The 23,056-nt window shown below is 53.5% G+C and carries 19 protein-coding genes; 10 read left to right on the top strand and 9 right to left on the bottom strand.

Translation table 11 applies throughout. From position 1 onward, the window contains the following. Positions 1-254: 254 nt before the first annotated feature. From JQN59_RS19435 to folA, 9 genes are all read left to right on the top strand, one after another. Positions 255-1,025: an electron transfer flavoprotein FixA gene (locus JQN59_RS19435; RefSeq protein ID WP_048214962.1), complete on the top strand. Its 771-nt coding sequence runs from the start codon at positions 255-257 to the stop codon at positions 1,023-1,025. 15 nt (positions 1,026-1,040) lie between these two features. Then, the gene (locus JQN59_RS19430; RefSeq protein ID WP_149607606.1) at positions 1,041-1,982 is read left to right on the top strand and encodes an electron transfer flavoprotein subunit alpha/FixB family protein; all 942 of its coding nucleotides are present in this window, start codon (positions 1,041-1,043) and stop codon (positions 1,980-1,982) included. A gap of 48 nt (positions 1,983-2,030) precedes the next feature. Continuing rightward, positions 2,031-3,317, top strand: coding sequence for an FAD-dependent oxidoreductase (locus JQN59_RS19425; RefSeq protein WP_048227111.1), 1,287 nt, complete (start codon positions 2,031-2,033; stop codon positions 3,315-3,317). Beyond that, on the top strand, positions 3,314-3,601 hold the full coding sequence (fixX, locus tag JQN59_RS19420) for a ferredoxin-like protein FixX (RefSeq protein ID WP_000203736.1): 288 nt from the start codon (positions 3,314-3,316) through the stop codon (positions 3,599-3,601). Before JQN59_RS19425 ends, fixX begins: the two co-directional genes overlap by 4 nt. A 147-nt stretch (positions 3,602-3,748) precedes the next feature. Next, positions 3,749-5,092, top strand: coding sequence for an MFS transporter (locus tag JQN59_RS19415; RefSeq protein ID WP_020996234.1), 1,344 nt, complete (start codon positions 3,749-3,751; stop codon positions 5,090-5,092). Positions 5,093-5,183: 91 nt separating this feature from the next. After that, positions 5,184-5,417 carry a YgdI/YgdR family lipoprotein gene (locus JQN59_RS19410; protein WP_003018880.1) on the top strand — a complete coding sequence of 78 codons (234 nt, stop codon included), beginning with the start codon at positions 5,184-5,186 and terminating at the stop codon, positions 5,415-5,417. A gap of 103 nt (positions 5,418-5,520) precedes the next feature. Beyond that, positions 5,521-6,051: a glutathione-regulated potassium-efflux system oxidoreductase KefF gene (kefF, locus tag JQN59_RS19405; protein ID WP_003829618.1), complete on the top strand. Its 531-nt coding sequence runs from the start codon at positions 5,521-5,523 to the stop codon at positions 6,049-6,051. Beyond that, on the top strand, positions 6,044-7,906 hold the full coding sequence (gene kefC, locus JQN59_RS19400; RefSeq protein WP_003829616.1) for a glutathione-regulated potassium-efflux system protein KefC: 1,863 nt from the start codon (positions 6,044-6,046) through the stop codon (positions 7,904-7,906). Before kefF ends, kefC begins: the two co-directional genes overlap by 8 nt. Before the next feature lie 198 nt (positions 7,907-8,104). Beyond that, complete coding sequence (gene folA / locus JQN59_RS19395) at positions 8,105-8,584, top strand: type 3 dihydrofolate reductase (protein WP_003018873.1); 480 nt, start codon at positions 8,105-8,107, stop codon at positions 8,582-8,584. Between the two features lie 90 nt (positions 8,585-8,674). On the opposite strand, the gene apaH is transcribed toward folA, so the two are convergent. The 6 genes from apaH to lptD all read right to left on the bottom strand — a co-directional run bounded on the left by apaH (position 8,675) and on the right by lptD (position 15,624). Beyond that, positions 8,675-9,523 (bottom strand): bis(5'-nucleosyl)-tetraphosphatase (symmetrical) ApaH, encoded by an 849-nt coding sequence (gene apaH, locus JQN59_RS19390; protein ID WP_003829612.1) that lies wholly within the window; start codon positions 9,521-9,523, stop codon positions 8,675-8,677. A gap of 10 nt (positions 9,524-9,533) precedes the next feature. Beyond that, positions 9,534-9,911 (bottom strand): Co2+/Mg2+ efflux protein ApaG, encoded by a 378-nt coding sequence (gene apaG / locus JQN59_RS19385; protein ID WP_003018867.1) that lies wholly within the window; start codon positions 9,909-9,911, stop codon positions 9,534-9,536. A gap of 2 nt (positions 9,912-9,913) precedes the next feature. Then, a complete protein-coding gene (gene rsmA / locus JQN59_RS19380) occupies positions 9,914-10,735 on the bottom strand; it encodes a 16S rRNA (adenine(1518)-N(6)/adenine(1519)-N(6))-dimethyltransferase RsmA (protein WP_003829609.1) in 822 nt (273 codons plus the stop codon). Beyond that, positions 10,728-11,720, bottom strand: coding sequence for a 4-hydroxythreonine-4-phosphate dehydrogenase PdxA (pdxA, locus tag JQN59_RS19375; protein ID WP_048214960.1), 993 nt, complete (start codon positions 11,718-11,720; stop codon positions 10,728-10,730). Before pdxA ends, rsmA begins: the two co-directional genes overlap by 8 nt. After that, positions 11,720-13,006, bottom strand: a complete 1,287-nt coding sequence (gene surA, locus JQN59_RS19370) for a peptidylprolyl isomerase SurA (protein ID WP_003829603.1) — start codon at positions 13,004-13,006, stop codon at positions 11,720-11,722. Before surA ends, pdxA begins: the two co-directional genes overlap by 1 nt. Before the next feature lie 257 nt (positions 13,007-13,263). Next, positions 13,264-15,624, bottom strand: coding sequence for an LPS assembly protein LptD (lptD, locus tag JQN59_RS19365; RefSeq protein ID WP_048214959.1), 2,361 nt, complete (start codon positions 15,622-15,624; stop codon positions 13,264-13,266). Between the two features lie 379 nt (positions 15,625-16,003). Here lptD and djlA point away from each other — a divergent pair, with 379 nt between their 5' ends. Continuing rightward, entirely contained in the window at positions 16,004-16,819 is an 816-nt protein-coding gene (djlA, locus tag JQN59_RS19360; RefSeq protein ID WP_008786173.1) for a co-chaperone DjlA, read from the top strand. A gap of 95 nt (positions 16,820-16,914) precedes the next feature. On the opposite strand, the gene rluA is transcribed toward djlA, so the two are convergent. From rluA to polB, 3 genes are all read right to left on the bottom strand, one after another. Next, on the bottom strand, positions 16,915-17,574 hold the full coding sequence (gene rluA / locus JQN59_RS19355) for a bifunctional tRNA pseudouridine(32) synthase/23S rRNA pseudouridine(746) synthase RluA (RefSeq protein WP_149607607.1): 660 nt from the start codon (positions 17,572-17,574) through the stop codon (positions 16,915-16,917). A gap of 11 nt (positions 17,575-17,585) precedes the next feature. Then, positions 17,586-20,492: an RNA polymerase-associated protein RapA gene (rapA, locus tag JQN59_RS19350; protein ID WP_048236149.1), complete on the bottom strand. Its 2,907-nt coding sequence runs from the start codon at positions 20,490-20,492 to the stop codon at positions 17,586-17,588. A 177-nt stretch (positions 20,493-20,669) separates the two neighbouring features. Beyond that, a complete protein-coding gene (gene polB, locus JQN59_RS19345; protein WP_149607608.1) occupies positions 20,670-23,021 on the bottom strand; it encodes a DNA polymerase II in 2,352 nt (783 codons plus the stop codon). Positions 23,022-23,056 lie beyond the last annotated feature (35 nt).

The raw sequence follows: 23,056 nt of genomic DNA, 5'->3' as shown, positions 1-23,056 counted from the left end.
ATGTTGATTTTTTAACTTTTTTAAGTGACTAGCGTTCAATATTGTTGAACCAGCAAACAATATTGAAAATTTTCGTATTTGACATGTTTCTTTCAATATTGGTGAGGCGCATAACACTATTGAAAGTTACGAATATCAATGTGTGACATTTTCAATATTGGTGATTAATGTTTTATTTCCGAATTAAAGAGCGTGATATCTGTATTTAACACCGCCGATATAAATACGTTTCCTTCATGATTTCTGGAGATGCAATGAAGATAATTACTTGCTACAAATGCGTACCTGATGAGCAGGATATTGCGATTAATAATGCTGATGGAACACTCGATTTCAGCAAAGCAGATGGCAAAATCAGCCAATATGATCTGAATGCGATCGAAGCGGCTTGCCAGTTAAAACAGCAGGTGGGAGAGGCTCAGGTTGTGGCCATGAGCGTCGGCGGCAAAGCGCTGACCAATGCAAAAGGGCGCAAAGATGTGCTCTCCCGTGGCCCTGATGAACTGATTGTTGTCATTGACGATCAATTTGAACAGACGCTGCCGCAACAAACCGCCACTGCGCTGGCTGCCGCCGCACAAAAATCAGGTTTTGATCTGCTTATTTGCGGCGACGGTTCTTCCGATCTTTATGCCCAGCAGGTTGGTCTGCTGGTGGGCGAAATGCTGAACGTGCCGGCGATTAACGGCGTGAGTAAAATCCTCTCTCTTACCGACAGCACGCTGACGGTAGAGCGTGAACTGGAAGATGAAGTTGAAACCCTGAGTATCCCGCTTCCGGCGGTGATCGCGGTCTCTACCGACATCAACACCCCTCAAATCCCTTCCATGAAAGCCATTCTTGGTGCAGCGAAAAAACCGGTCCAGGTCTGGTCGTCTGCGGACATTGGGCTGAACGGCGCGCAAGCGTATTCCGAACAACAGGTTGCCGCACCGAAGCAGCGCGAGCGTCAGCGCGTTGTGATTGAAGGTGACGGTGAAGAACAGATTGCCGCGTTTGTCGAGAATCTTCGCAAAATCATTTAATTATCAGGGGATGTTATGAACAAATTTTCCAGTGTCTGGGTATTCAGCGATACCCCTTCTCGTCTGCCGGAACTGATGAATGGTGCGCAGGCTTTAGGTGAAAACGTTAACACGTTTGTGCTCAGCGATGAGGACAGCGCGGCGGCATTCCATTTAGGCGCAGATCATGTCTGGCTGCTCAGCGGCAAACCAGAAGACCGTATGGTTGAAGACTACGCCGATGCGATGGCCGAAACCATTCGTCAGCACAGCGAGGGCGGCGCGGTGCTGCTGCCGAATACGCGTCGGGGCAAGCTGTTAGCGGCAAAGCTGGGCTTTCGCTTGTCGGCTGCGGTCTCAAACGACGCCAGCGCAGTCGCGGTGCAGGACGGAAAAGCGGCGGTCAAACATATGGTCTACGGCGGCCTGGCGATGGGAGCAGAAACAATCGCTTCACCGTTTGCCGTGATCACTCTCAGCAGCGGAACGTTTGACGCGCAGCAACCGGATACCGCTCACAGCGGCGAGGTGCACACCGTCCAGTGGCAGACTCCGACTATCGCTGTGACCCGTACGGCAACGCAGGCGCGTCAGAGCAACAGCGTCGATCTCGACAAAGCCCGTCTGGTGGTCAGCGTGGGACGCGGTATTGGTAGCAAAGAAAATATCTCGCTGGCCGAAGCGCTGTGCCAGGCGATTGGCGCTGAGCTGGCCTGTTCACGTCCGGTAGCGGAAAACGAGAAGTGGATGGAGCACGAACGCTACGTCGGTATTTCCAACCTGATGCTCAAGCCAGAACTGTACCTGGCCGTGGGGATCTCCGGGCAGATCCAACATATGGTCGGCGCCAACGGCGCGCAGACGATTTTCGCCATCAACAAAGATAAAAATGCGCCGATCTTCCAGTACGCAGATTTTGGCATCGTTGGCGATGCGCTGAAGATCCTGCCTGCGCTGACGGCTGCTCTGGCGCGTTAAACCATTCGGGCAGGGTGCGAAAGTATCCTGCCACTGACAGGAGTACGTATGTCCGAAGATATCTTTGATGCCATCATCGTGGGTGCAGGTCTGGCCGGTTCGGTTGCGGCGCTGGTGCTGGCTCGGGAAGGTGCACAGGTGCTGGTCATCGAGCGCGGCAATTCTGCTGGCGCGAAGAATGTCACCGGTGGGCGCATGTATGCGCATAGCCTGGAACGCATCATTCCCGGCTTTGCTGAGCAGGCCCCCATTGAACGCATAATCACCCACGAAAAACTCGCCTTTATGACCGACAAAGGGGCGATGACCATCGACTATTGCAATGGTGAAGAGGCCGCATCGTCGCAGGTTTCTTATTCCGTCTTACGCAGCAAATTTGACGCCTGGCTGATGGAGAAGGCCGAGGAGGCGGGAGCCCAGCTTATCACCGGTATTCGGGTGGATAACGTTGTGCAGCGCGAAGGCAAAGTCGTGGGTGTGGAAGCCGACGGCGATATTCTGGAAGCCAAAGTGGTGATCCTCGCTGACGGGGTGAATTCTCTGTTGGCAGAAAAACTGGGCATGGCAAAGCGCGTTGAGGCATCGCATGTTGCCGTTGGCGTAAAAGAGCTGATCGAATTGCCAAAATCGGTGATTGAAGATCGTTTCCAGTTACAGGGGAACGAAGGTGCAGCTTGCCTGTTTGCCGGTTCTCCAACCGATGGGTTGATGGGCGGGGGCTTCCTCTATACTAATGAAACAACCCTTTCTCTGGGGCTGGTCTGCGGTCTTCATCATCTGAAAGACGCGAAAAAATCGGTCCCACAAATGCTGGAAGATTTCAAACAGCATCCGGCGGTTGCCCCACTGATCGCCGGTGGCAAGCTGGTGGAATATGCCGCGCACGTCGTACCGGAGGCCGGTATGAATATGCAGCCTGAACTGGTGGGTGACGGTGTGCTGATTGCAGGTGATGCTGCCGGAATGTGTATGAACCTCGGCTTTACCATCCGCGGTATGGATCTCGCCATATCTGCAGGCGAAGCGGCGGCGAAAACGGTGCTTTCCGCAATGAAGCGCGACGACTTCAGCAAGCAGTCGCTGGGCGAATACCGTCAGCATCTCGATGATGGTCCAATGCGCGATATGCGCATGTATCAGAAGCTTCCCGCTTTCCTTGATAACCCACGCATGTTTACCGCCTATCCCGAAATGGCGGTCAGTATCGCGCGCGACCTGTTCACCGTAGATGGCTCTGCTCCGGTGCCAATGCGCAAAAAAATCCTGCGTCATGCGAAGAAAGTGGGCTTCATCAACCTGATGAAAGATGGCCTGAAAGGAGTGACCGTATTATGACATCTCCCGTCAATGTGGACGTCAAACTGGGCGTCAATAAGTTCAATGTGGATGAAGACAGCCCGCATATCATTCTCAAAACCGATCCTGATAAACAGGCGCTGGAAGTACTGATTAAGGCTTGTCCAGCCGGACTGTATAAAAAGCAGGACGACGGCAGCGTCCGTTTTGATTACGCCGGATGCCTGGAATGCGGAACGTGCCGCATTCTCGGACTTGATACAGCGCTGGAAAAGTGGGAATACCCGCGCGGGACATTTGGCGTGGAGTTTCGCTACGGCTAATAAGTACGAGGTTGTGCACCCGTAGGTCGGATAAGACGTGGTAGCGTTGCCATCCGGCAATCATGTGGCGCCAATGCCGGATGGCGGCGTAAACGCCTTATCCGGCTTACAGATGACGCTTTGCCCGTGTTGAAACAGGAAGTCGCTATGCAGCAGCCCAGGAACTTTGATGACATCAAATTTACCTCTATTCACCGCCGGATAATGCTGTGGGGAAGCGGTGGGCCATTTCTGGATGGTTATGTGCTGGTGATGATTGGCGTGGCGCTGGAACAGCTCACGCCAGCATTGAAACTGGACGCACAGTGGATTGGTCTGCTGGGTGCCGGCACGCTCGCCGGTCTGTTTGTGGGGACGTCGCTGTTTGGCTACATTTCCGATAAGGTCGGGCGGCGCAAAATGTTCATCATCGATATTATCGCCATTGGCGTGATATCGGCGGCAACCATGTTTGTTTCCTCACCCATTGAGCTGTTGGTAATGCGTGTGCTGATCGGCATTGTGATTGGTGCCGATTATCCGATTGCTACCTCGATGATTACTGAGTTCTCCAATACCCGCCAGCGCGCTTTCTCCATCGGTTTTATCGCCGCGATGTGGTATGTCGGCGCCACCTGTGCCGATCTGGTCGGTTACTGGCTGTATGATGTTGAAGGAGGATGGCGCTGGATGCTGGGCAGCGCGGTGATCCCTTGTATTTTGATCCTGATTGGGCGCTTCGATCTTCCTGAGTCGCCGCGCTGGCTGTTGCGTAAAGGTCGGGTGAAAGAGTGTGAAGCGATGATGATCAAACTGTTCGGCGAACCGGTGGTGTTCGACGAAGAGGCGCCGCAGGAGACGCGCTTCCTACAGCTGTTTAACCGCCGTCATTTCCCGTTTGTCCTGTTTGTTGCCGCTATCTGGACCTGTCAGGTGATCCCGATGTTCGCCATTTATACCTTTGGTCCGCAGATTGTTGGACTGTTGGGGCTTGGTGCCGGGAAAAGCGCGGCGTTGGGCAATGTGGTGATAAGCCTGTGCTTTATGCTGGGGTGCATTCCACCCATGTTCTGGCTCAATAGCGCGGGCCGTCGGCCATTGTTAATTGGCAGCTTTATTATGATGACGCTGGCGCTGGCCGTGCTGGGGTTAATTCCTGATATGGGAGCGTGGCTGGTGGTGCTGGCGTTTGCCGTGTACGCCTTTTTCTCGGGGGGACCGGGAAATCTTCAGTGGCTGTACCCAAATGAACTGTTCCCTACCGACATTCGCGCATCTGCCGTCGGGGTGATTATGTCCTTAAGCCGCATCGGCACCATTGTTTCAACCTGGGCGCTGCCGGTGTTCATTACCAAATACGGGATCAGCAATGTCATGCTGATGGGCGCAGGAATTTCGCTGATTGGCCTGCTGGTGTCCATCGCTTTCGCCCCGGAAACGCGAGGTCTGACGCTGGCGCAAACCAGTCAAATGACGATTCGCAGTAAGCCCGTGACCAGGGCGAGTTATTAGGAGTGTTCTGTATTTTCCCTGCAACTCAGTCAGTTAGCCTACAGTTAACTGGGTATATCACTGAAAACAACTGAAAAGCAGGGAGAACACCATGCAAAAACATATCCTGATCACCTCAATTTTTACCGCAGCAGCACTGTTTACCGTGGCCGGTTGTTCCTCAAACCAGGCGGTTAAAACCACCGATGGCAAAACAATCGTCACTGACGGCAAACCGCAAGTCGATGATGATACTGGCCTGGTGTCGTATAAAAATGCGCAAACGGGTAAGACGGAACAGATTAACCGCGATCAGGTTAAAGATATGAGTGAACTGGATAACTAGTTCAGTTTTCTCCATTCAGCCACTCAATAATATTGACTGTTAGCCTGTGGATTAAGTGACTAAACTCACTGTTATTACAATAATGCAGTGAAACAGGCTAATCATGATCCTCATCATTTATGCGCATCCCTATCCGCAGCACTCGCATGCGAATAAGCGGATGCTTGAACAGGCAAGGACGCTGGAGGGCGTGGAGATCCGCTCGCTCTACCAGCTCTACCCCGACTTCAATATCGATATTGCCGCTGAACAGGATGCGCTGGCACGCGCTGATTTGATCATCTGGCAGCATCCGATGCAGTGGTACAGCACACCTCCATTACTCAAGCTGTGGATGGATAAAGTCCTTTCGCACGGCTGGGCGTATGGCCATGGCGGTACTGCGCTGCACGGTAAACATCTGCTGTGGGCGGTGACGACCGGCGGCGGTGAAAACCACTTCGATATTGGCTCCCATCCCGGATTTGATGTGCTTTCTCAACCCTTACAGGCGACGGCACTTTATTGTGGCCTCAAATGGCTACCGCCGTTTGCGATGCACTGTACGTTTATCTGTGATGATGAAACCCTGCAAGCGCAGGCGCGTCACTACAAACAGCGTCTGATGGAATGGCAGGAGGCACACCATGGATAGCCATACGCTGATACAGGCGCTGATTTATCTCGGATCGGCGGCACTGATTGTCCCCATCGCCGTACGGCTGGGGCTCGGGTCGGTACTGGGGTATCTCATCGCCGGGTGCATTATCGGCCCATGGGGCCTGAGGTTGGTGACGGACGCCGAGTCCATCCTGCATTTTGCGGAGATTGGTGTGGTGCTGATGCTGTTTGTCATTGGTCTGGAGCTGGATCCTCAACGTCTGTGGAAACTGCGAGCCTCGGTGTTCGGCGGCGGCGCATTGCAAATGGTGGTCTGCGGAGGCCTGATTGGTGTGTTCTGTATGTTCCTCGGCCTGCGCTGGCAGGTAGCGGAGCTGATCGGCATGACGCTGGCGCTTTCCTCTACGGCTATCGCTATGCAGGCAATGAATGAACGCAACCTGATGGTTTCGCAAATGGGCCGCAGCGCGTTTGCCGTGCTGCTGTTCCAGGATATCGCTGCTATTCCACTGGTGGCGATGATCCCATTACTGGCAGCGAGTGGCGCATCAACAACGCTTGGGGCGTTTGCATTGTCTGCCCTTAAGGTAGCGGGTGCACTGGTGCTGGTGGTGCTGTTAGGTCGTTATGTCACACGTCCTGCCTTGCGTTTTGTCGCCCGTTCGGGCCTGCGGGAAGTGTTCAGTGCCGTTGCGCTGTTCCTCGTGTTTGGCTTCGGTCTGCTGTTGGAAGAGGTTGGATTGTCGATGGCGATGGGGGCATTCCTGGCCGGGGTGCTGCTGGCAAGCTCTGAGTATCGCCACGCGTTGGAAAGCGACATTGAGCCATTTAAAGGACTGCTGCTGGGGCTGTTCTTCATCGGTGTAGGGATGTCTATCGACTTTGGTACGCTGATTGATAATCCCTTGCGCATTATCATTCTACTGGTCGGTTTCCTGGTTATCAAAACCGTCATGCTGTGGTTGATAGCGAAACCGTTGCAGGTGCCGAACAAGCAGCGTCGCTGGTTTGCCGTATTATTAGGGCAGGGCAGTGAGTTTGCCTTTGTGGTGTTTGGCGCGGCGCAAATGGCAAATGTGCTCGATCCTGACTGGGCGAAATCGCTGACGCTGGCGGTGGCGTTGTCGATGGCGGCTACACCGATTTTGCTGGTGATTTTGACGCGTCTGGAAAAATCGGCGACTGAGGAAGAGCGTGAAGCCGATGAAATCGATGAGGAGCAACCGCGGGTGATCATCGCCGGGTTTGGGCGATTTGGCCAGATAACCGGTCGTTTGCTGTTGTCGAGCGGGGTCAAAATGGTGGTTCTTGATCATGACCCGGACCATATCGAAACGCTGCGTAAATTCGGGATGAAGGTTTTCTATGGCGACGCGACCCGGATGGATCTGCTGGAGTCTGCCGGGGCGGCGAAAGCTGAAGTTATTATTAATGCCATTGACGATCCGCAAACCAGCCTGCAATTAACCGAAATGGTGAAAGAGCATTTCCCGCATCTGCAAATTATTGCTCGTGCGCGCGACGTGGATCATTACATCCGCCTGCGCCAGGCGGGCGTGGATATGCCGGAACGTGAAACCTTTGAAGGTGCACTGAAGACCGGACGTCTGGCGCTGGAAGGTCTCGGGCTAGGGCGCTATGAGGCACGTGAGCGGGCTGACGTATTCCGCCGATTCAATACCATGATGGTAGAGGAGATGGTGAAAGGGGAAAATGACGCGACTTCCCGCGCGGCCGTTTATAAACGCACCAGCGCAATGCTGAGTGAAATTATTGCGGAAGATCGTCAGCACTTATCGTTAATTCAACGCCATGGCTGGCAAGGCACGGATGAAGGTAAGCATACGGGCGACGTCGCCGATGAGCCGGAAGTGAAACCGTCAGCATAGGGTAAAAAATGTGATGTTCTGCAAACTTTACTGCTAATTGGCTGTTTTTGAACTACTGTAATGCTGGCGTACCACCTTAAATAGGTCGGTTCGCCAGCAGAACGGAAAATTTTCCTGTTCATCCTCTTTCCGCCAGTCGACGAAAGATTGCGCTTTCCGTATAGTGGCGACAATTTTTTTGTATCCGGGAAATATTCAATGATCAGTCTGATTGCGGCGTTAGCGGTAGATCGCGTCATCGGTATGGAGAACGCCATGCCGTGGAACCTCCCTGCCGATCTCGCCTGGTTTAAACGTAATACCTTAAACAAGCCGGTTGTCATGGGACGCCACACCTGGGAATCCATCGGGCGACCGTTACCTGGGCGTAAAAATATCGTCATCAGCAGTAAGCCAGGCACCGACGATCGCGTGCAGTGGGTGAAGTCTGTGGATGAAGCAATTGCGGCCTGCGGCGATGAACCTGAAATTATGGTAATTGGCGGTGGGCGTGTGTATGAGCAGTTCCTGCCAAAAGCACAGAAACTGTATCTGACGCACATTGATGCGGAAGTGGAAGGGGATACACATTTCCCGGACTACGAACCGGATGACTGGGAATCGGTGTTCAGTGAATTCCACGATGCCGACGCGCAAAACTCTCACAGCTACTGCTTCGAGATTCTGGAACGTCGTTAATACTGTAAGTGCCGGATGGCGGCGAAACGCCTTATCATCCAGCTAATGTAGGCCGGATAAGGTGCGAGCACCGCATCCGGCAAACGACTATCAGGCGTTGACCGCTTCGCCAGGATCCAGATTCAGATGGCGATTTGACGGCTGCACGAAGTACTGTTTGTCTTCCCAGCGCAGACAGGTGAGATCGCCTCCCCAGCAACACCCCGTATCCAGCGCGTAAATACCTTCTGGCGTGCCTTTACCCTCCAGCGATGCCCAGTGCCCGAATGCAATGCTGTATGCTTCACTGACAGGTCCAGGAATGGCAAACCAGGGCTTCAGCGGGGCAGGTGCGTCTTCTGGTGACTCTTTGCTGTACATATCCAACTGACCGTTAGGGAAGCAGTAACGCATGCGGGTAAAGGCGTTGGTAATAAAACGCAGGCGCGCCAGCCCGGTCAGTTCCGGGGTCCAGTTATTGGGCATGTCGCCGTACATCGCATCAAGGAAGAAGGGATACGAGTCGCTCGACAACACGGCTTCAACATCGCGAGCACAGTCTTTTGCCGTCTGCAGGTCCCACTGTGGGGTGATACCGGCATGCGCCATCACCAGCTTCTTCTCTTCGTCTACCTGCAACAGCGGTTGACGGCGGAGCCAGTTAAGTAATTCGTCGGCATCCGGTGCTTCGAGCAGCGATGTGACCCTGTCTTTAGGTTTATTACGACTGATACCAGCAAATACGGCCAGCAGGTGTAAATCGTGATTACCCAATACTAACCGCACGCTGTCGCCCAGTGATTTCACGTAGCGCAAAACGTCCAGCGAGCCCGGTCCACGAGCGACCAGATCGCCGGTGAGCCATAGGGTGTCTTTTTCGGAATTAAAGTCTACCTGATGCAGCAAGGCTACCAGTTCATCGTAACAACCGTGAACGTCGCCAATAAGGTATGTCGCCATAGTTATTGTTTTAATGAATGAGTGTTGGAACGGCGAGTCGGAATACGGGAATATCGATGGTAAAGGCGATGCCTTGTTCATCGATCATTTCGTAATGACCCTGCATGGTGCCCAGCGGTGTTTCAATCACCGCACCGCTGGTGTACTGGTACTCTTCGCCGGGTTCGATGTGGGGCTGGACGCCAACCACGCCTTCACCCTGAACTTCGGTTTCGCGGCCATGACCATTAGTGATCAACCAATAACGCCCCAACAGCTGCACAGGCGCTCGCCCCAAATTGCGGATAGTTACGGTGTAAGCAAAAACGTAACGTTCATCATCAGGTGAGGATTGCGCCTCAATGTAGACGCTTTGTACCTGAATGCACACTCGGGGCGAATTGATCATGTTTAACTCTCCTTCGATGGCGCGTTTTCTGACAGATAGTTAGCCATCCGGCAGTATTGCGCGACAGAGATATTTTCCGCTCGCATCGCCGGATCAATGCCCAGCTCTGTCAGTACTTCAACGCTAAACAGGTTGCCGAGACTGTTACGTACCGTTTTACGGCGCTGATTAAACGCTTCAGTGGTAATACGGCTCAGCACACGAACATCTTTAACCGGGTACGGCATCGTCGTATGAGGGACCAGACGCACAACGGCTGAATCAACTTTAGGCGCTGGCGTAAATGCGGAAGGCGGTACTTCAAGTACCGGGATCACATTGCAGTAATACTGCGCCATGACGCTTAATCGACCATACGCTTTACTGTTTGGCCCTGCAACCAGACGATTCACCACCTCTTTTTGCAACATGAAATGCATGTCGGCAATGGCATCAGTATAGGAAAAAAGATGGAACATGAGCGGCGTGGAGATGTTGTACGGCAGGTTGCCGAATACGCGCAGCGGCTGTCCCATCGTTTGTGCCAGTTCGCCGAAGTTCATGGTCATGGCATCTTGCTGATAAATCGTCAGCTTAGGCCCTAAAAACGGGTGTGTCTGTAGGCGTGCTGCCAGATCGCGGTCGAGTTCAATGACCGTGAGCTTGTCCAGACGTTCGCCTACTGGTTCGGTCAATGCCGCCAGGCCTGGGCCGATTTCGACCATAGCCTGACCTTTCTGCGGGTTGATAGCAGAGACAATACTTTCGATCACAAACTGATCGTTGAGGAAGTTCTGCCCGAAACGTTTACGGGCTAAATGGCCCTGATGGACTCGATTATTCATTGGTATTAACAATCATTTTGATGGCGAGATTAAGCGCCGTAATAAAACTGCCGACATCTGCTTGCCCACGACCCGCGAGTTCAAGTGCGGTGCCGTGATCGACGGATGTGCGAATAAAGGGCAGGCCCAGCGTGATATTCACACCGCGACCAAATCCCTGGTATTTTAGCACGGGGAGACCCTGATCGTGGTACATTGCCAGCACGGCATCCGCGTGGTCGAGATATTTGGGCTGAAACAGCGTATCTGCGGGCAGCGGACCGTTTAATTTCATTCCCTGCGCACGCAGTTCATCGAGTACCGGAATGATGGTGTCTATCTCTTCCGTTCCCATATGTCCGCCTTCACCAGCATGCGGGTTTAGACCGCACACCAGAATATGCGGATCGGCAATGCCGAATTTGGTGCGTAAATCATGATGCAAAATGCCGATCACTTCCTGAAGCAGGGCGGGCGTAATGGCGTCGGCAACGGCTCTGAGCGGCAAATGCGTGGTTGCCAGGGCAACGCGCAGCTCTTCGGTCGCCAGCATCATAACAACTTTCTTTGCCTGTGAGCGCTCTTCAAAAAACTCGGTATGTCCGGTAAACGGGACGCCAGCGTCATTGATAACGCCCTTGTGAACCGGGCCGGTGATCAGCGCCGCAAACTCACTTTGCAGACAGCCATCGCAGGCGCGAGCCAGCGTATCCACCACATATTGCCCGTTTTCTACCGCCAACTGACCCGCGACAACTGGTGCCCGCAGCGCAATAGGTAACAGCGTCAATGTGCCTGCTGATTGCGGTCTGGCTGGGGTATCTGGAGAGTAGGGGAGGAGTGAAAGCGGTAAACCGAGCATCGCTGCCCGGTCACTGAGGAGTGCTGCATCCGCACAGACAACGAGTTCTACAGGCCACGCGCGCTGGGCGAGCTGAACCACCAGGTCCGGGCCAATCCCGGCGGGTTCGCCGGGAGTGATAACAACGCGTTGAGCACGAGTCATTAGTTGCTCAGAACTTTAACGTAAGCGCTGGCGCGCTGTTCCTGCATCCAGGTTGCTGCTTCTTCCGAGAATTTACGGTTCATCAGCATACGGTAAGCTCTGTCTTTCTGCGCTGCGTCAGTTTTATCAACGTTACGCGTATCCAGCAGTTCGATCAGATGCCAACCGAAAGAGGAGTGCACCGGGGCGCTCATCTGGCCTTTGTTAAGTTTGGTCAGCGCATCGCGGAAAGCAGGGTCGAAAATATCCGCTGCAGCCCAGCCCAGATCGCCGCCCTGGTTGGCAGAGCCTGGATCCTGAGAAAACTCTTTAGCGGCTGCCGCGAAGGTCGTTTTACCGCTCTTAATGTCTGCCGCGATTTGTTCCAGCTTCAGACGCGCCTGCTGATCGGTCATGATCGGCGACGGCTTAAGCAGAATGTGGCGAGCGTGAACTTCAGTCACGGAGATGCTCTGGCTTTGGCCACGCATATCGTTGACTTTCAGGATGTGGAAGCCGACACCGGAACGAATTGGGCCAATGATATCGCCTTTTTTCGCAGTGCTTAACGCCTGGGCAAAGATACCCGGCAGCTCCTGAATACGTCCCCAGCCCATCTGGCCGCCTTTCAGCGCCTGCTGGTCAGCGGAATAAGTAATAGCCAGTTTGCCGAAATCACTACCGTTACGCGCTTCATCAACAACAGAGCGCGCCTGGCTTTCAGCCGCGTTAACCTGGTCGGACGTTGGGTTTTCCGGTAATGGGATCAGAATGTGGCTCAGGTTCAGCTCGGTGCTGGCATCGTTTTGGTTGCCTACCTGCTGCGCCAGGGCATCCACTTCCTGAGGCAGGATAGTGACGCGACGGCGAACTTCGTTGTTACGCACTTCGGAGATGGTCATCTCTTTGCGGATCTGGCTACGATAGGTTGAATAGCTTAAGCCATCCTGTGCCAGACGGCTGCGCATCTGATCCAGCGTCATGTTGTTCTGCTTGGCGATGTTGGCAATAGCCTGATCCAACTGCTCGTCAGAGATTTTCACCCCCATCTTCTGACCCATTTGCAGGAGGATTTGATCCATGATCAAACGTTCCAGGATCTGATGACGCAGCGTAGCGTCATCCGGTAATTGCTGACCTGCCTGACCTGCATTCAGTTTTACTGACTGCATTAAGCCATCGACGTCGCTTTCCAGAACGACGCCGTTATTGACGACGGCTGCAACTTTATCGACTACCTGTGGGGCAGCGAAACTGGTATTCGCGATCATGGCGATACCGAGAAGCAGCGTTTTCCAGTTCTTCATACTTTTTCCATTATTAATTAACCGCAATGCGGATTACGTAGTATACCCTTCGTCTTTCAAGCCGCATTTTTGTTGGCTGCTGAGTTACTCGTCTCATCCATGAGACTCGCCCTTATGGGCCGTCGCTGTGCGACGTTCAAATCTGTTCCTGACAGATTTGTCACTCACCCCAGTCACTTACTTATGTAAGCTCTTGGGGATTCTCTCAGTTGCCGCCTCAATGCAGCTCGAAATCCATTGGGTATCAATAAATCAGATCATAAAGAGCTTTGATACGGCAAAATGTTCGAACGCAGCATTTGGTTGGTGCCGAGACCGTAGTTGGAGCTCAGACCGCGCAGTTCGATATTAAAGCCGATCGTGTTGTCATAAATCGCGTGTTGCTGTTTGTCATCCCAACCGTTCAGCTTACGCTCGTAGCCGAAGCGAATGGCGTAACAGCAGGAGTTGTACTGTAAGCCCAGCATTGAATCTGCTTCTTTGTTCACGTTGGTATCGAAGTAGTAAGCGCCAACAATCGACCAACGCTCAGCAATTGGGAAGCTTGCCACCGCGCCCACCTGCGAAATCCCGTTTTTATACTGATCTGCCGTAGAGTAGTAAGACGGTAGAGTCGCCTGGATATATTCCGGGCTGGCGTAACGGTAATTCAACTGCAGCATCCGGTTTTCATCGCGACGGTATTCGATACTGCTGCTGCTGTTGGCGATACTATCCAGACGCGTGTCGTACTGGATCCCACTGCGTAAACCCCAGCGATCGGAGATACGCCAGTAGGTGTCGCCCGCCCATACCAGTGAACCCGTTTTGTCGTCATTCTCCCATTTAATGTTGTCATCGCCGGTGCGAGACTCGGTGAAATAGTAGATTTGACCCACAGAAATATTAAAACGTTCAACGGCAGCGTCATCATAAACGCGAGATGTGACCCCGGTCGTCACCTGGTTGGCAGAAGCAATACGGTCCAGACCGCCATAAGTACGGTCACGGAAGAGGCCGCTGTAGTCAGATTGCAGCAAGGATGAGTCATAGTTATAGATATGACTTTGGTCGCGATATGGGACGTACAGGTACTGCGCGCGCGGCTCCAGCGTCTGGGTATAACCCGGTGCCAGCATTTGCATGTCGCGCTCGAATACCATTTTGCCGTCAACTTTAAACTGCGGCATGACGCGGTTGGCTGACTCGTCGAGCTTGTTAACGTTACTCGGGTTGTTGTTGTACCAATCCAGATTGGTCTGCTGATAGTGCGTTGCCAGCAGCTTCGCTTCGGTATTGATACTGCCCCAGTTATTCGACAACGGCAGATTGATCGTTGGTTCCAGGTGAACACGCGTTGCTTCCGGCATGTTGTCATTGGTATTGACGAAATGGACCGCCTGGCCATAAATACGGGTATCAAACGGACCAACGTCGTTTTGGTAGTAGTTGACGTCTAACTGTGGCTGCGCAGAGTAGCTGTTACTGTTTTGTGCGTCGAAAACCTGGAACTGCTTGGTCGATACCGTAGCGTCAAAGTTTTGTACCGCGTAGCCGACGCTGAATTTCTGCGTGGCGTAGCCGTCGGTACTGGAACCGTATTTATTATCGAAATCGTTAAAGTAGCTGGTGTCGCTGACCTTGGTGTAGTCGACGTTGAAACGCCACACCTGGTCCAGTACACCGGCGTGCTGCCAGTAGAACAGCCAGCGACGTGAATTGTCATCCTTCGGATGTTCGTCCTCGTACACTTTATCGGAATTCAGATAGTCGAACTCCATCAAGCCCGCACCCGCCTGGGTGAGGTAGCGGAATTCGTTCTCCCACATGATCCCGCCACGACGGTGCATATAATGTGGCGTGATGGTGGCGTCCATATTGGGCGCAATGTTCCAGTAATACGGGAGGTAGAACTCAAAATAGTTATTGGTGGAATATTTTGCGTTCGGGATCAGGAAACCGGAACGGCGCTTATCGCCGACGGGTAACTGTAAATAAGGACTATAAAAGACCGGAACCGGACCCAGTTTAAAACGGGCGTTCCAGATCTCTGCGACCTGTTCTTCACGGTCGTGGATAACTTCGCTACCGACGACGCTCCAGGTATCTGAACCTGGCAGACAGGAGGTAAAGCTACCGTTTTCCAGAATGGTATAACGGTTTTCCCCACGCTGTTTCATCAGGTCGGCTTTCCCGCGCCCCTGACGGCCGACCATCTGGTAATCACCTTCCCAGATGTTGGTATCTTTGGTATTCAGATTGGACCAGCCCTTCGGCCCCTTCAGAATAACCTGATTGTCGTCATAATGGACATTGCCCAACGCATCGACGGTACGTATTGGCTCCGGCTGGCCTTCAGCCTGCTTCTGATGAAGCTGTACTTCGTCGGCCTGCAGGCGGCTGTTACCCTGTGCGATATCCACGTTGCCGGTAAACACCGCGTCATCGGGATAATTCCCTTTTGCGTTGTCGGCATTGATGGTGACGGGTAACTCATTAGTCTCGCCCTGTACCAGAGGACGGTCATAGCTCGGCACGCCCAGCATACACTGTGAGGCGAGATCGGCTGCCAGGCCCTGATGGCTATAGAGGGCGCTGGCAATCATGGTGGCCAGAAGAGTGGGAATACGTTTTTTCATACGTTGTATTTATTGTTCCATCATCAGTAGCGTCGCGCGTGACAAACGGTCACAGCCTAACTTATCTCATCTTCACTTCGCTAGTATTAATCCTGCCCATTTTATACCCGCCACCTTTCAAGCTGCATCTTCGTTGTCTTCCTCGTTCACCCCCGTCACTTACATGGGTAAGCTCCAGGGGACTCACTACGTTGCCGCCTTGCTGCAACTCGAAATCCAACGGGTATAGCGTTTGTGGTGTTAGGCACGGCATTGAATGACAGGTATGATAATGCAAATTATAGGCGATGTCCCACAATTGACCGCAGCCGTAAATCGGTAAAAGCACCTTATATTGTGGGACATAGCCTGGCTGAGAGCGGAAAGATTTGGGGAGTCTATGCAGTATTGGGGAAAGATAATTGGTGTAGCCGTGGCCTTAATGATGGGCGGCGGCTTCTGGGGGGTGGTTCTGGGGCTGTTAGTTGGCCACATGTTCGACAAAGCCCGCATGCGCAAAATGGCGTGGTTTGCCAACCAACGTGAACGCCAGGCGCTGTTTTTTGCCACCACTTTTGAGGTGATGGGACATCTGACCAAATCCAAAGGTCGCGTCACGGAAGCCGATATACATATCGCCAGCCAGTTGATGGATCGGATGAATTTGCACGGTGACTCGCGAACGGCTGCACAACATGCCTTCCGGGTAGGAAAATCGGATAATTACCCATTACGTGAAAAGATGCGTCAGTTTCGCAGCGTCTGTTTTGGTCGATTCGATCTGATCCGCATGTTTCTGGAGATTCAGATCCAGGCGGCATTTGCTGATGGGTCGTTGCATCCTAACGAACGTGAAGTGCTGTATGTGATTGCTGAAGAGTTGGGGATCTCACGCACCCAATTTGATCAGTTCCTGCGCATGATGCAGGGCGGCGCACAGTTTGGCGGCGGATATCAGCAGCAGTCTGGCGGCGGTGGCTGGCAGCAGGCGCAACGCGGCCCGACGCTGGAAGACGCCTGTAATGTGCTGGGTGTGAAAACGACCGACGATGCGACCACCATCAAGCGCGCTTACCGTAAGCTGATGAGCGAGCACCATCCGGACAAACTGGTTGCGAAAGGTCTGCCGCCAGAGATGATGGAAATGGCGAAGCAAAAAGCGCAGGAAATCCAAAAAGCTTACGAGCTGATTAAGGATCAAAAAGGATTCAAGTGATTGAATTGCCGGATGCGGCTAGCGCCTTATCCGGCCTACGTTAATGAATGTAGGCCGGGCAAGCGAAGCGCCCCCGGCATAAATTGGCTCAGAATTTAAAAATCTGCCGGGGCTTTAAACGTCATACTGTTGCCGTATTCGGGATGCGTGATGGTTAACATCTCTGCATGCAGCAACAGGCGCGGCGCTAACGCCAGAGCTTCCGGCGGAGCATAGAAGCGGTCGCCCAGGATAGGATGCCCTAAAGCCAGCATATGCACACGCAGCTGGTGGGAGCGTCCGGTAATGGGTTTGAGCACGACCCGGGCGGTGTTATCCGCCGCGAACTCCACAACTTCATACTCGGTCTGCGCCGATTTCCCGGTCTCATAACACACTTTTTGCTTTGGCCTGTTTGGCCAGTCGCAAATCAGCGGTAAATCAACCAGACCCTCGGCCGGAGCAGGATGCCCCCAGACGCGTGCGACATACTGTTTTTTCGGTTCGCGCTCGCGAAACTGGCGTTTTAGCTCGCGCTCTGCCGCTTTGGTTAGCGCGACTACAATCACGCCGCTGGTTGCCATATCCAGACGATGCACGGATTCAGCCTGCGGATAATCGCGCTGAATACGCGTCATCACGCTGTCTTTGTGCTCATCCAGACGACCTGGCACAGACAACAAGCCGCTCGGCTTGTTGACCACCATAATGTGGTCATCCTGATACAGGATGACCAGCCAGGGTTCCTGCGGCGGATTGTAGTTTTCCATCCCCATGTATGGCTCCGTTACTGATGCGTCACGACGATCAGGCGCAGGGCATCGAGACGCCAGCCCGCCTGATCCAGGCTTTCCATCACCTGCTGACGGTTGCTTTCAATTGCGCTAAGTTCGTCATCACGGATGTTCGGGTTAACGGCACGCAGCGCTTCGAGACGGGAAAGTTCTGCCGTCAGCTTCTCGTCAGCTTCTTTACGCGCTGCGTCGATCAGCGCGCGGGCTGATTTTTCCACCTGCGCTTCACCGAGTTGCAGAATGGCATGAACATCCTGCTGCACGGCGTTGACCAGTTTGCTGCCGGTGTGGCGGTTAACGGCGCTGAGCTGACGGTTAAAGGTTTCGAACTCAACCTGTGCAGCAAGGTTATTGCCGTTTTTATCCAGCAGCATGCGTACCGGCGTTGGTGGCAGGAAGCGGTTTAGCTGCAGTTGTTTCGGCGCTTGCGCTTCAACAACATAGACCAGCTCAACCAGCAGTGTACCAACAGGTAATGCTTTGTTTTTCAACAACGAAATAGTGCTGCTTCCGGTGTCGCCGGAGAGGATCAGATCCAGACCATTGCGGATCAGCGGATGCTCCCAGGTAATGAACTGGGCATCTTCACGCGACAGGGCGACATCGCGCTCGAACGTAATGGTGCAGCCATCTTCCGGCAGCCCAGGGAAATCCGGCACCAGCATATGATCGGACGGCGTCAGTACGATCAAATTGTCGCCACGGTCATCCTGATTAATACCGACGATATCAAACAGGTTCATGGCGAAGGCGATCAGGCTGGTATCGTCGTCCTGTTCTTCAATACTTTCAGCCAACGCCAGTGCTTTTTCGCCGCCGTTAGAGTGGATCTCCAGCAGGCGATCGCGACCTTGCTCCAGCTGTGCTTTCAGCGCGTCATGCTGTTCGCGGCAGGTTTTGATCAGATCGTCAAAGCCCTCGGTATTTTCTGGTTCAGCCAAGTAGCCGATCAGATTGTTATAGACCGTGTCATAGATGGTACGGCCGGTCGGGCAGGTGTGTTCGAACGCGTCCAGACCTTCGTGGTACCAGCGCACCAGCACGGATTGCGCGGTTTTTTCCAGGTACGGAACGTGAATCTGAATATCATGCGCCTGACCAATACGGTCAAGACGGCCAATACGCTGTTCCAGCAGATCCGGGTTGAACGGCAGGTCAAACATCACCAGATTGCTGGCGAACTGGAAGTTACGCCCTTCAGAGCCGATTTCAGAGCACAGCATTACCTGGGCGCCGCTATCTTCTTCGCTAAACCAGGCCGCGGCGCGGTCACGTTCAATGATCGACATCCCTTCATGGAATACGGCAGCGCGGATACCTTCGCGTTCGCGCAGAACCTGTTCCAGCTGAAGCGCGGTAGTGGCTTTCGCGCAGATAACCAGCACTTTTTGCGAGCGGTGGCTGGTCAGGTAGCCCATCAGCCATTCCACGCGCGGGTCAAAGTTCCACCAGGTGCCGGTATCGCCTTCGAATTCCTGATAAATCTGTTCCGGGTAGAGCATGTCGCGCGCCCGGTCTTCCGCACTTTTACGCGCGCCCATAATGCCGGAGACTTTAATCGCCGTCTGGTATTGGGTCGGCAGCGGCAGCTTGATGGTATGCAGCTCGCGTTTCGGGAAGCCTTTTACACCGTTACGGGTGTTACGGAACAGCACACGGCTGGTGCCATGGCGGTCCATCAGCATCGAAACCAGCTCCTGACGCGCGCTCTGGGCGTCTTCGCTGTCGCTGTTTGCCGCCTGCAATAGCGGCTCAATGTCCTGCTCGCCAATCATGTCGCCTAACATGTTCAGCTCATTGTTACTCAGCTTGTTGCCTGCCAGCAGCATGGCGACGGCGTCGGCGACCGGACGATAATTTTTTTGCTCTTCAACAAACTGGGCGAAATCGTGGAAACGGCTCGGGTCCAGCAGGCGCAGGCGTGCAAAGTGACTTTCCATGCCCAGTTGCTCCGGTGTAGCGGTTAGCAGCAGGATGCCCGGCACACGTTCTGCCAGTTGTTCAATGGCCATATATTCGCGGCTGGGCGCGTCTTCGCTCCACACCAGGTGATGGGCTTCATCGACAATCAGCAGATCCCACTCGGCGTCACACAGGTGCTCCAGACGTTGTTTATTACGACGGGCAAAGTCCAGCGAGCAGATGACCAGTTGTTCGGTTTCAAACGGGTTGTAGGCGTCGTGCTGCGCTTCTGCATAACGCTCATCATCAAACAGCGCAAAACGCAGGTTGAAGCGGCGCAGCATTTCGACCAGCCACTGATGCTGTAATGTCTCCGGGACGATGATCAGCACTCGCTCTGCGGCGCCGGACAGCAGTTGTTGATGCAGGATCATCCCGGCTTCAATGGTTTTACCTAAACCCACTTCGTCTGCCAGTAAAACGCGAGGAGCATGACGACGGCCAACATCATGAGCAATGTTAAGCTGGTGAGGAATCAGGCTGGTACGTTGACCACGCAACCCACTCCACGGCATACGGTATTGTTCACTCTGAAATTTACGGGCGCGATAGCGCAGAGCAAAGCGATCCATGCGGTCAATCTGGCCGGCAAACAGGCGATCTTGTGGTTTGCTGAATACCAGTTTGCTGTCGAGCAGTACTTCACGCAGCATGACACCGGTTTCTTCGGTATCCAGGCGGGTTCCGATATAGGCAAGCAGGCCGTTTTCTTCTTTTACTTCATCGACATGCAGTTGCCAGCCTTCATGGCTTGTTATCGTATCGCCAGGATTGAACATCACGCGGGTCACGGGGGAATCACTGCGCGCATACAGACGGTTTTCGCCCGTCGATGAGAAAAGTAAAGTGACGGTTCGCGCATCCATGGCGACAACAGTACCAAGTCCCAATTCGCTTTCTGTATCGCTGATCCAGCGTTGACCAAGTGTAAAAGGCATATATGTTCGGCTCTATATCTTTAATTGCAGGCAATACTCGTCATTTTCCGGGCTAATCCCCGTTATTGAGAGCATACGACCCCGCTACCAGGCTAATAAATCAGTGGTAGTGGTGTTAAATGGGTCCAGGAATGGAAAGGGCGCTATGGTACTGGATGGCGGCGGTTTCGTCACGCGTCAAAATAACCCCAGTTGTCCTGTGAGTAGTGTAGCAAAATTATCGTCAATAAAGGGAAGAATTCCCTCGGCAACGGGTTGGATCTGGCGGGTCAGATAATGCTCGTAATCGAGTTCAGATAGCTGATAATCAACAGGTTCTGGGCCATTGACCGTCCAGACATATTTTATGGTTCCGCGATTCTGATACTGTGGCGGACGCCCCAGCTTTACATTCTGCTCATCGGCGAGTCGCGCGGCACGAACGTGTGGTGGAACATTTCGCTGGTATTCACTTAACGGGCGACGCAGGCGCTTGCGGTACACCAGTTGTTCATCCATTTCACCAGCCATCAGACGGTCAATAGTCTCGCGAACAAACTCCTGATAAGGTTCGTTACGAAAAATTCGCAGGTATAGCTCCTGCTGAAACTGTTGGGCTAGCGGCGTCCAGTCGGTTCGTACCGTTTCCAGTCCCTTAAACACCATACGTTGCTCTGCACCGTCCTGAATCATCCCCGCATAGCGTTTTTTACTGCCGGTATCTGCACCGCGAATGGTCGGCATCAGAAAGCGACAAAAATGGGTTTCAAATTCCAGCTCCAGCGCGCTGGTCAGATTTTGTTGCTTCAGCGATTGCGCCCACCAGGTGTTGACATAGCTCACCAGTTCCCGACCAATTCGGGCTGCATCGTCTTCTGAGTGCGCCTTTTTCAGCCAGACAAAGGTGGAATCGGTATCGCCATAAATGACATCGTAACCCTGAGCCTCAATTAACGCTTTGGTCTGGCGCATGATCGCATGGCCGCGCATGGTAATGGACGAGGCCAGTCTCGGGTCGAAAAAGCGACAGGCGGTGGTGCCCAGCACGCCGTAAAATGCATTCATGATGATTTTCAACGCCTGCGAGAGTGGCTTATTGCCGCGGCGTTTTGCTTCTTCGCGCCCGAGCCAGATCTGAGTAACGATTTCCGGCAGGCAGTGCTTTTCGCGTGAAAACCAGGCGTCAAGGAAACCTTCGGTGCTGTGTTCCGGATCCGGCTGCGCCATCCCTTCGATAAGCCCCACCGGATCGATTAAAAAAGTACGAATTATTGAGGGATACAGGCTTTTGTAATCCAGCACCAGTACGGAGTCGTACAATCCCGGGCGCGAGTCCATCACATAGCCGCCGGGACTGGCGTGCGCGGGGACTTCACCGAGATTCGGCGCTACATAACCCGCCCGGTGCATGCGCGGAAGGTAGAGGTGGCCGAAGGCGGCAACCGAACCACCGTGACGGTCGACCGGCAGACCGTTGACCGTCGAGCGCTCCAGCAGAAATGGCATGATCTCGGTTTTATGAAAAATGCGCGTGACCAGCTCACAGTCTTTGAGATTGTAGGTGGCGAGCGCGGGTTTATCCTGGGCAAACCGACGGTCAATTTCGTCCATTCTGTCCCACGGATTATCAATCGACTTCCCTTCGCCCAGCAGCTCCTGTGACACCGTTTCCAGCGAGAATGACGAGAAATTCCAGAAGGCGGATTTGAGTGCTTCAATGCCGTCAATGATCAGACGACCTTTGGCCTGCGCGAAGAACACGCCGTTTTTGAAGCCATGCTCGCGCCACTCCAGTTCGCTATTATCACGACCAAAACGCAGGGGAATGCGGTAACGTTCGGCGTGCTTTTGCAGGACGCGTAAATCGAATTGCACGACGTTCCAGCCAATTATCACATCAGGATCGTGACGGGCAATCCAGTCATTGAGTTTTTCCAGCAACTGCGGGCGGCTTGCAACGTACTCAAGTTCAAAATCAAGCGTAGAGGCGTCGCCGTTTGGCGGGCCGAGCATGTAGACAATACGCTGCCCACAGCCTTCAAGACCGATGCAATAGAGTTCGCCGTGGCGCGTGGTTTCAATATCCAGCGATACCCATTTTAGCGGTGGTCGATAGTCAGGGTTCGGCTTCAGGCGGGCATTCAGCAGCATGTCATTATGTCTGTCGCCTTCGACCCAAACAGGGGAGGTGATAAAGCGCTCCATCAGATACCGCTCAGGTGGGCGTACGTCGCCCTCATAGACGGTGACTGCGTTTTCGCGCAGCAGTTTTTCCAATCGCATGAGCTGGCGATGTGAGCGGCAATACAGTCCGGAAACAGGCTGGCGGTGGAAGTCTTGCAATTGCAGCGATTTCAGGCGATAGCCGTTTTCAGTGCGTAATAATGACATTACGCGAGGAACCTGACTGGTGGGAATAAACGCGACCGACTCCTGAGGCGCGAGCGTGACCTGCAGCGGCCCATCGTCTGTAGCCAGCCAGAATGAGACCTCAGTTCCCTGCGGGGTGTCCCGCCAGTGCCGGGTTAAAATAAAACCTGCTTGCGCCACGCTGCGTATCCGTCAAAAAACCAGGCATTATTATA

The organism is Citrobacter sp. B72, assembly GCF_016894305.1.
In the GTDB taxonomy this organism is placed as follows: Bacteria; Pseudomonadota; Gammaproteobacteria; order Enterobacterales; family Enterobacteriaceae; genus Citrobacter; species Citrobacter portucalensis.
This window is presented reverse-complemented; position numbering and strand designations above follow the sequence as displayed.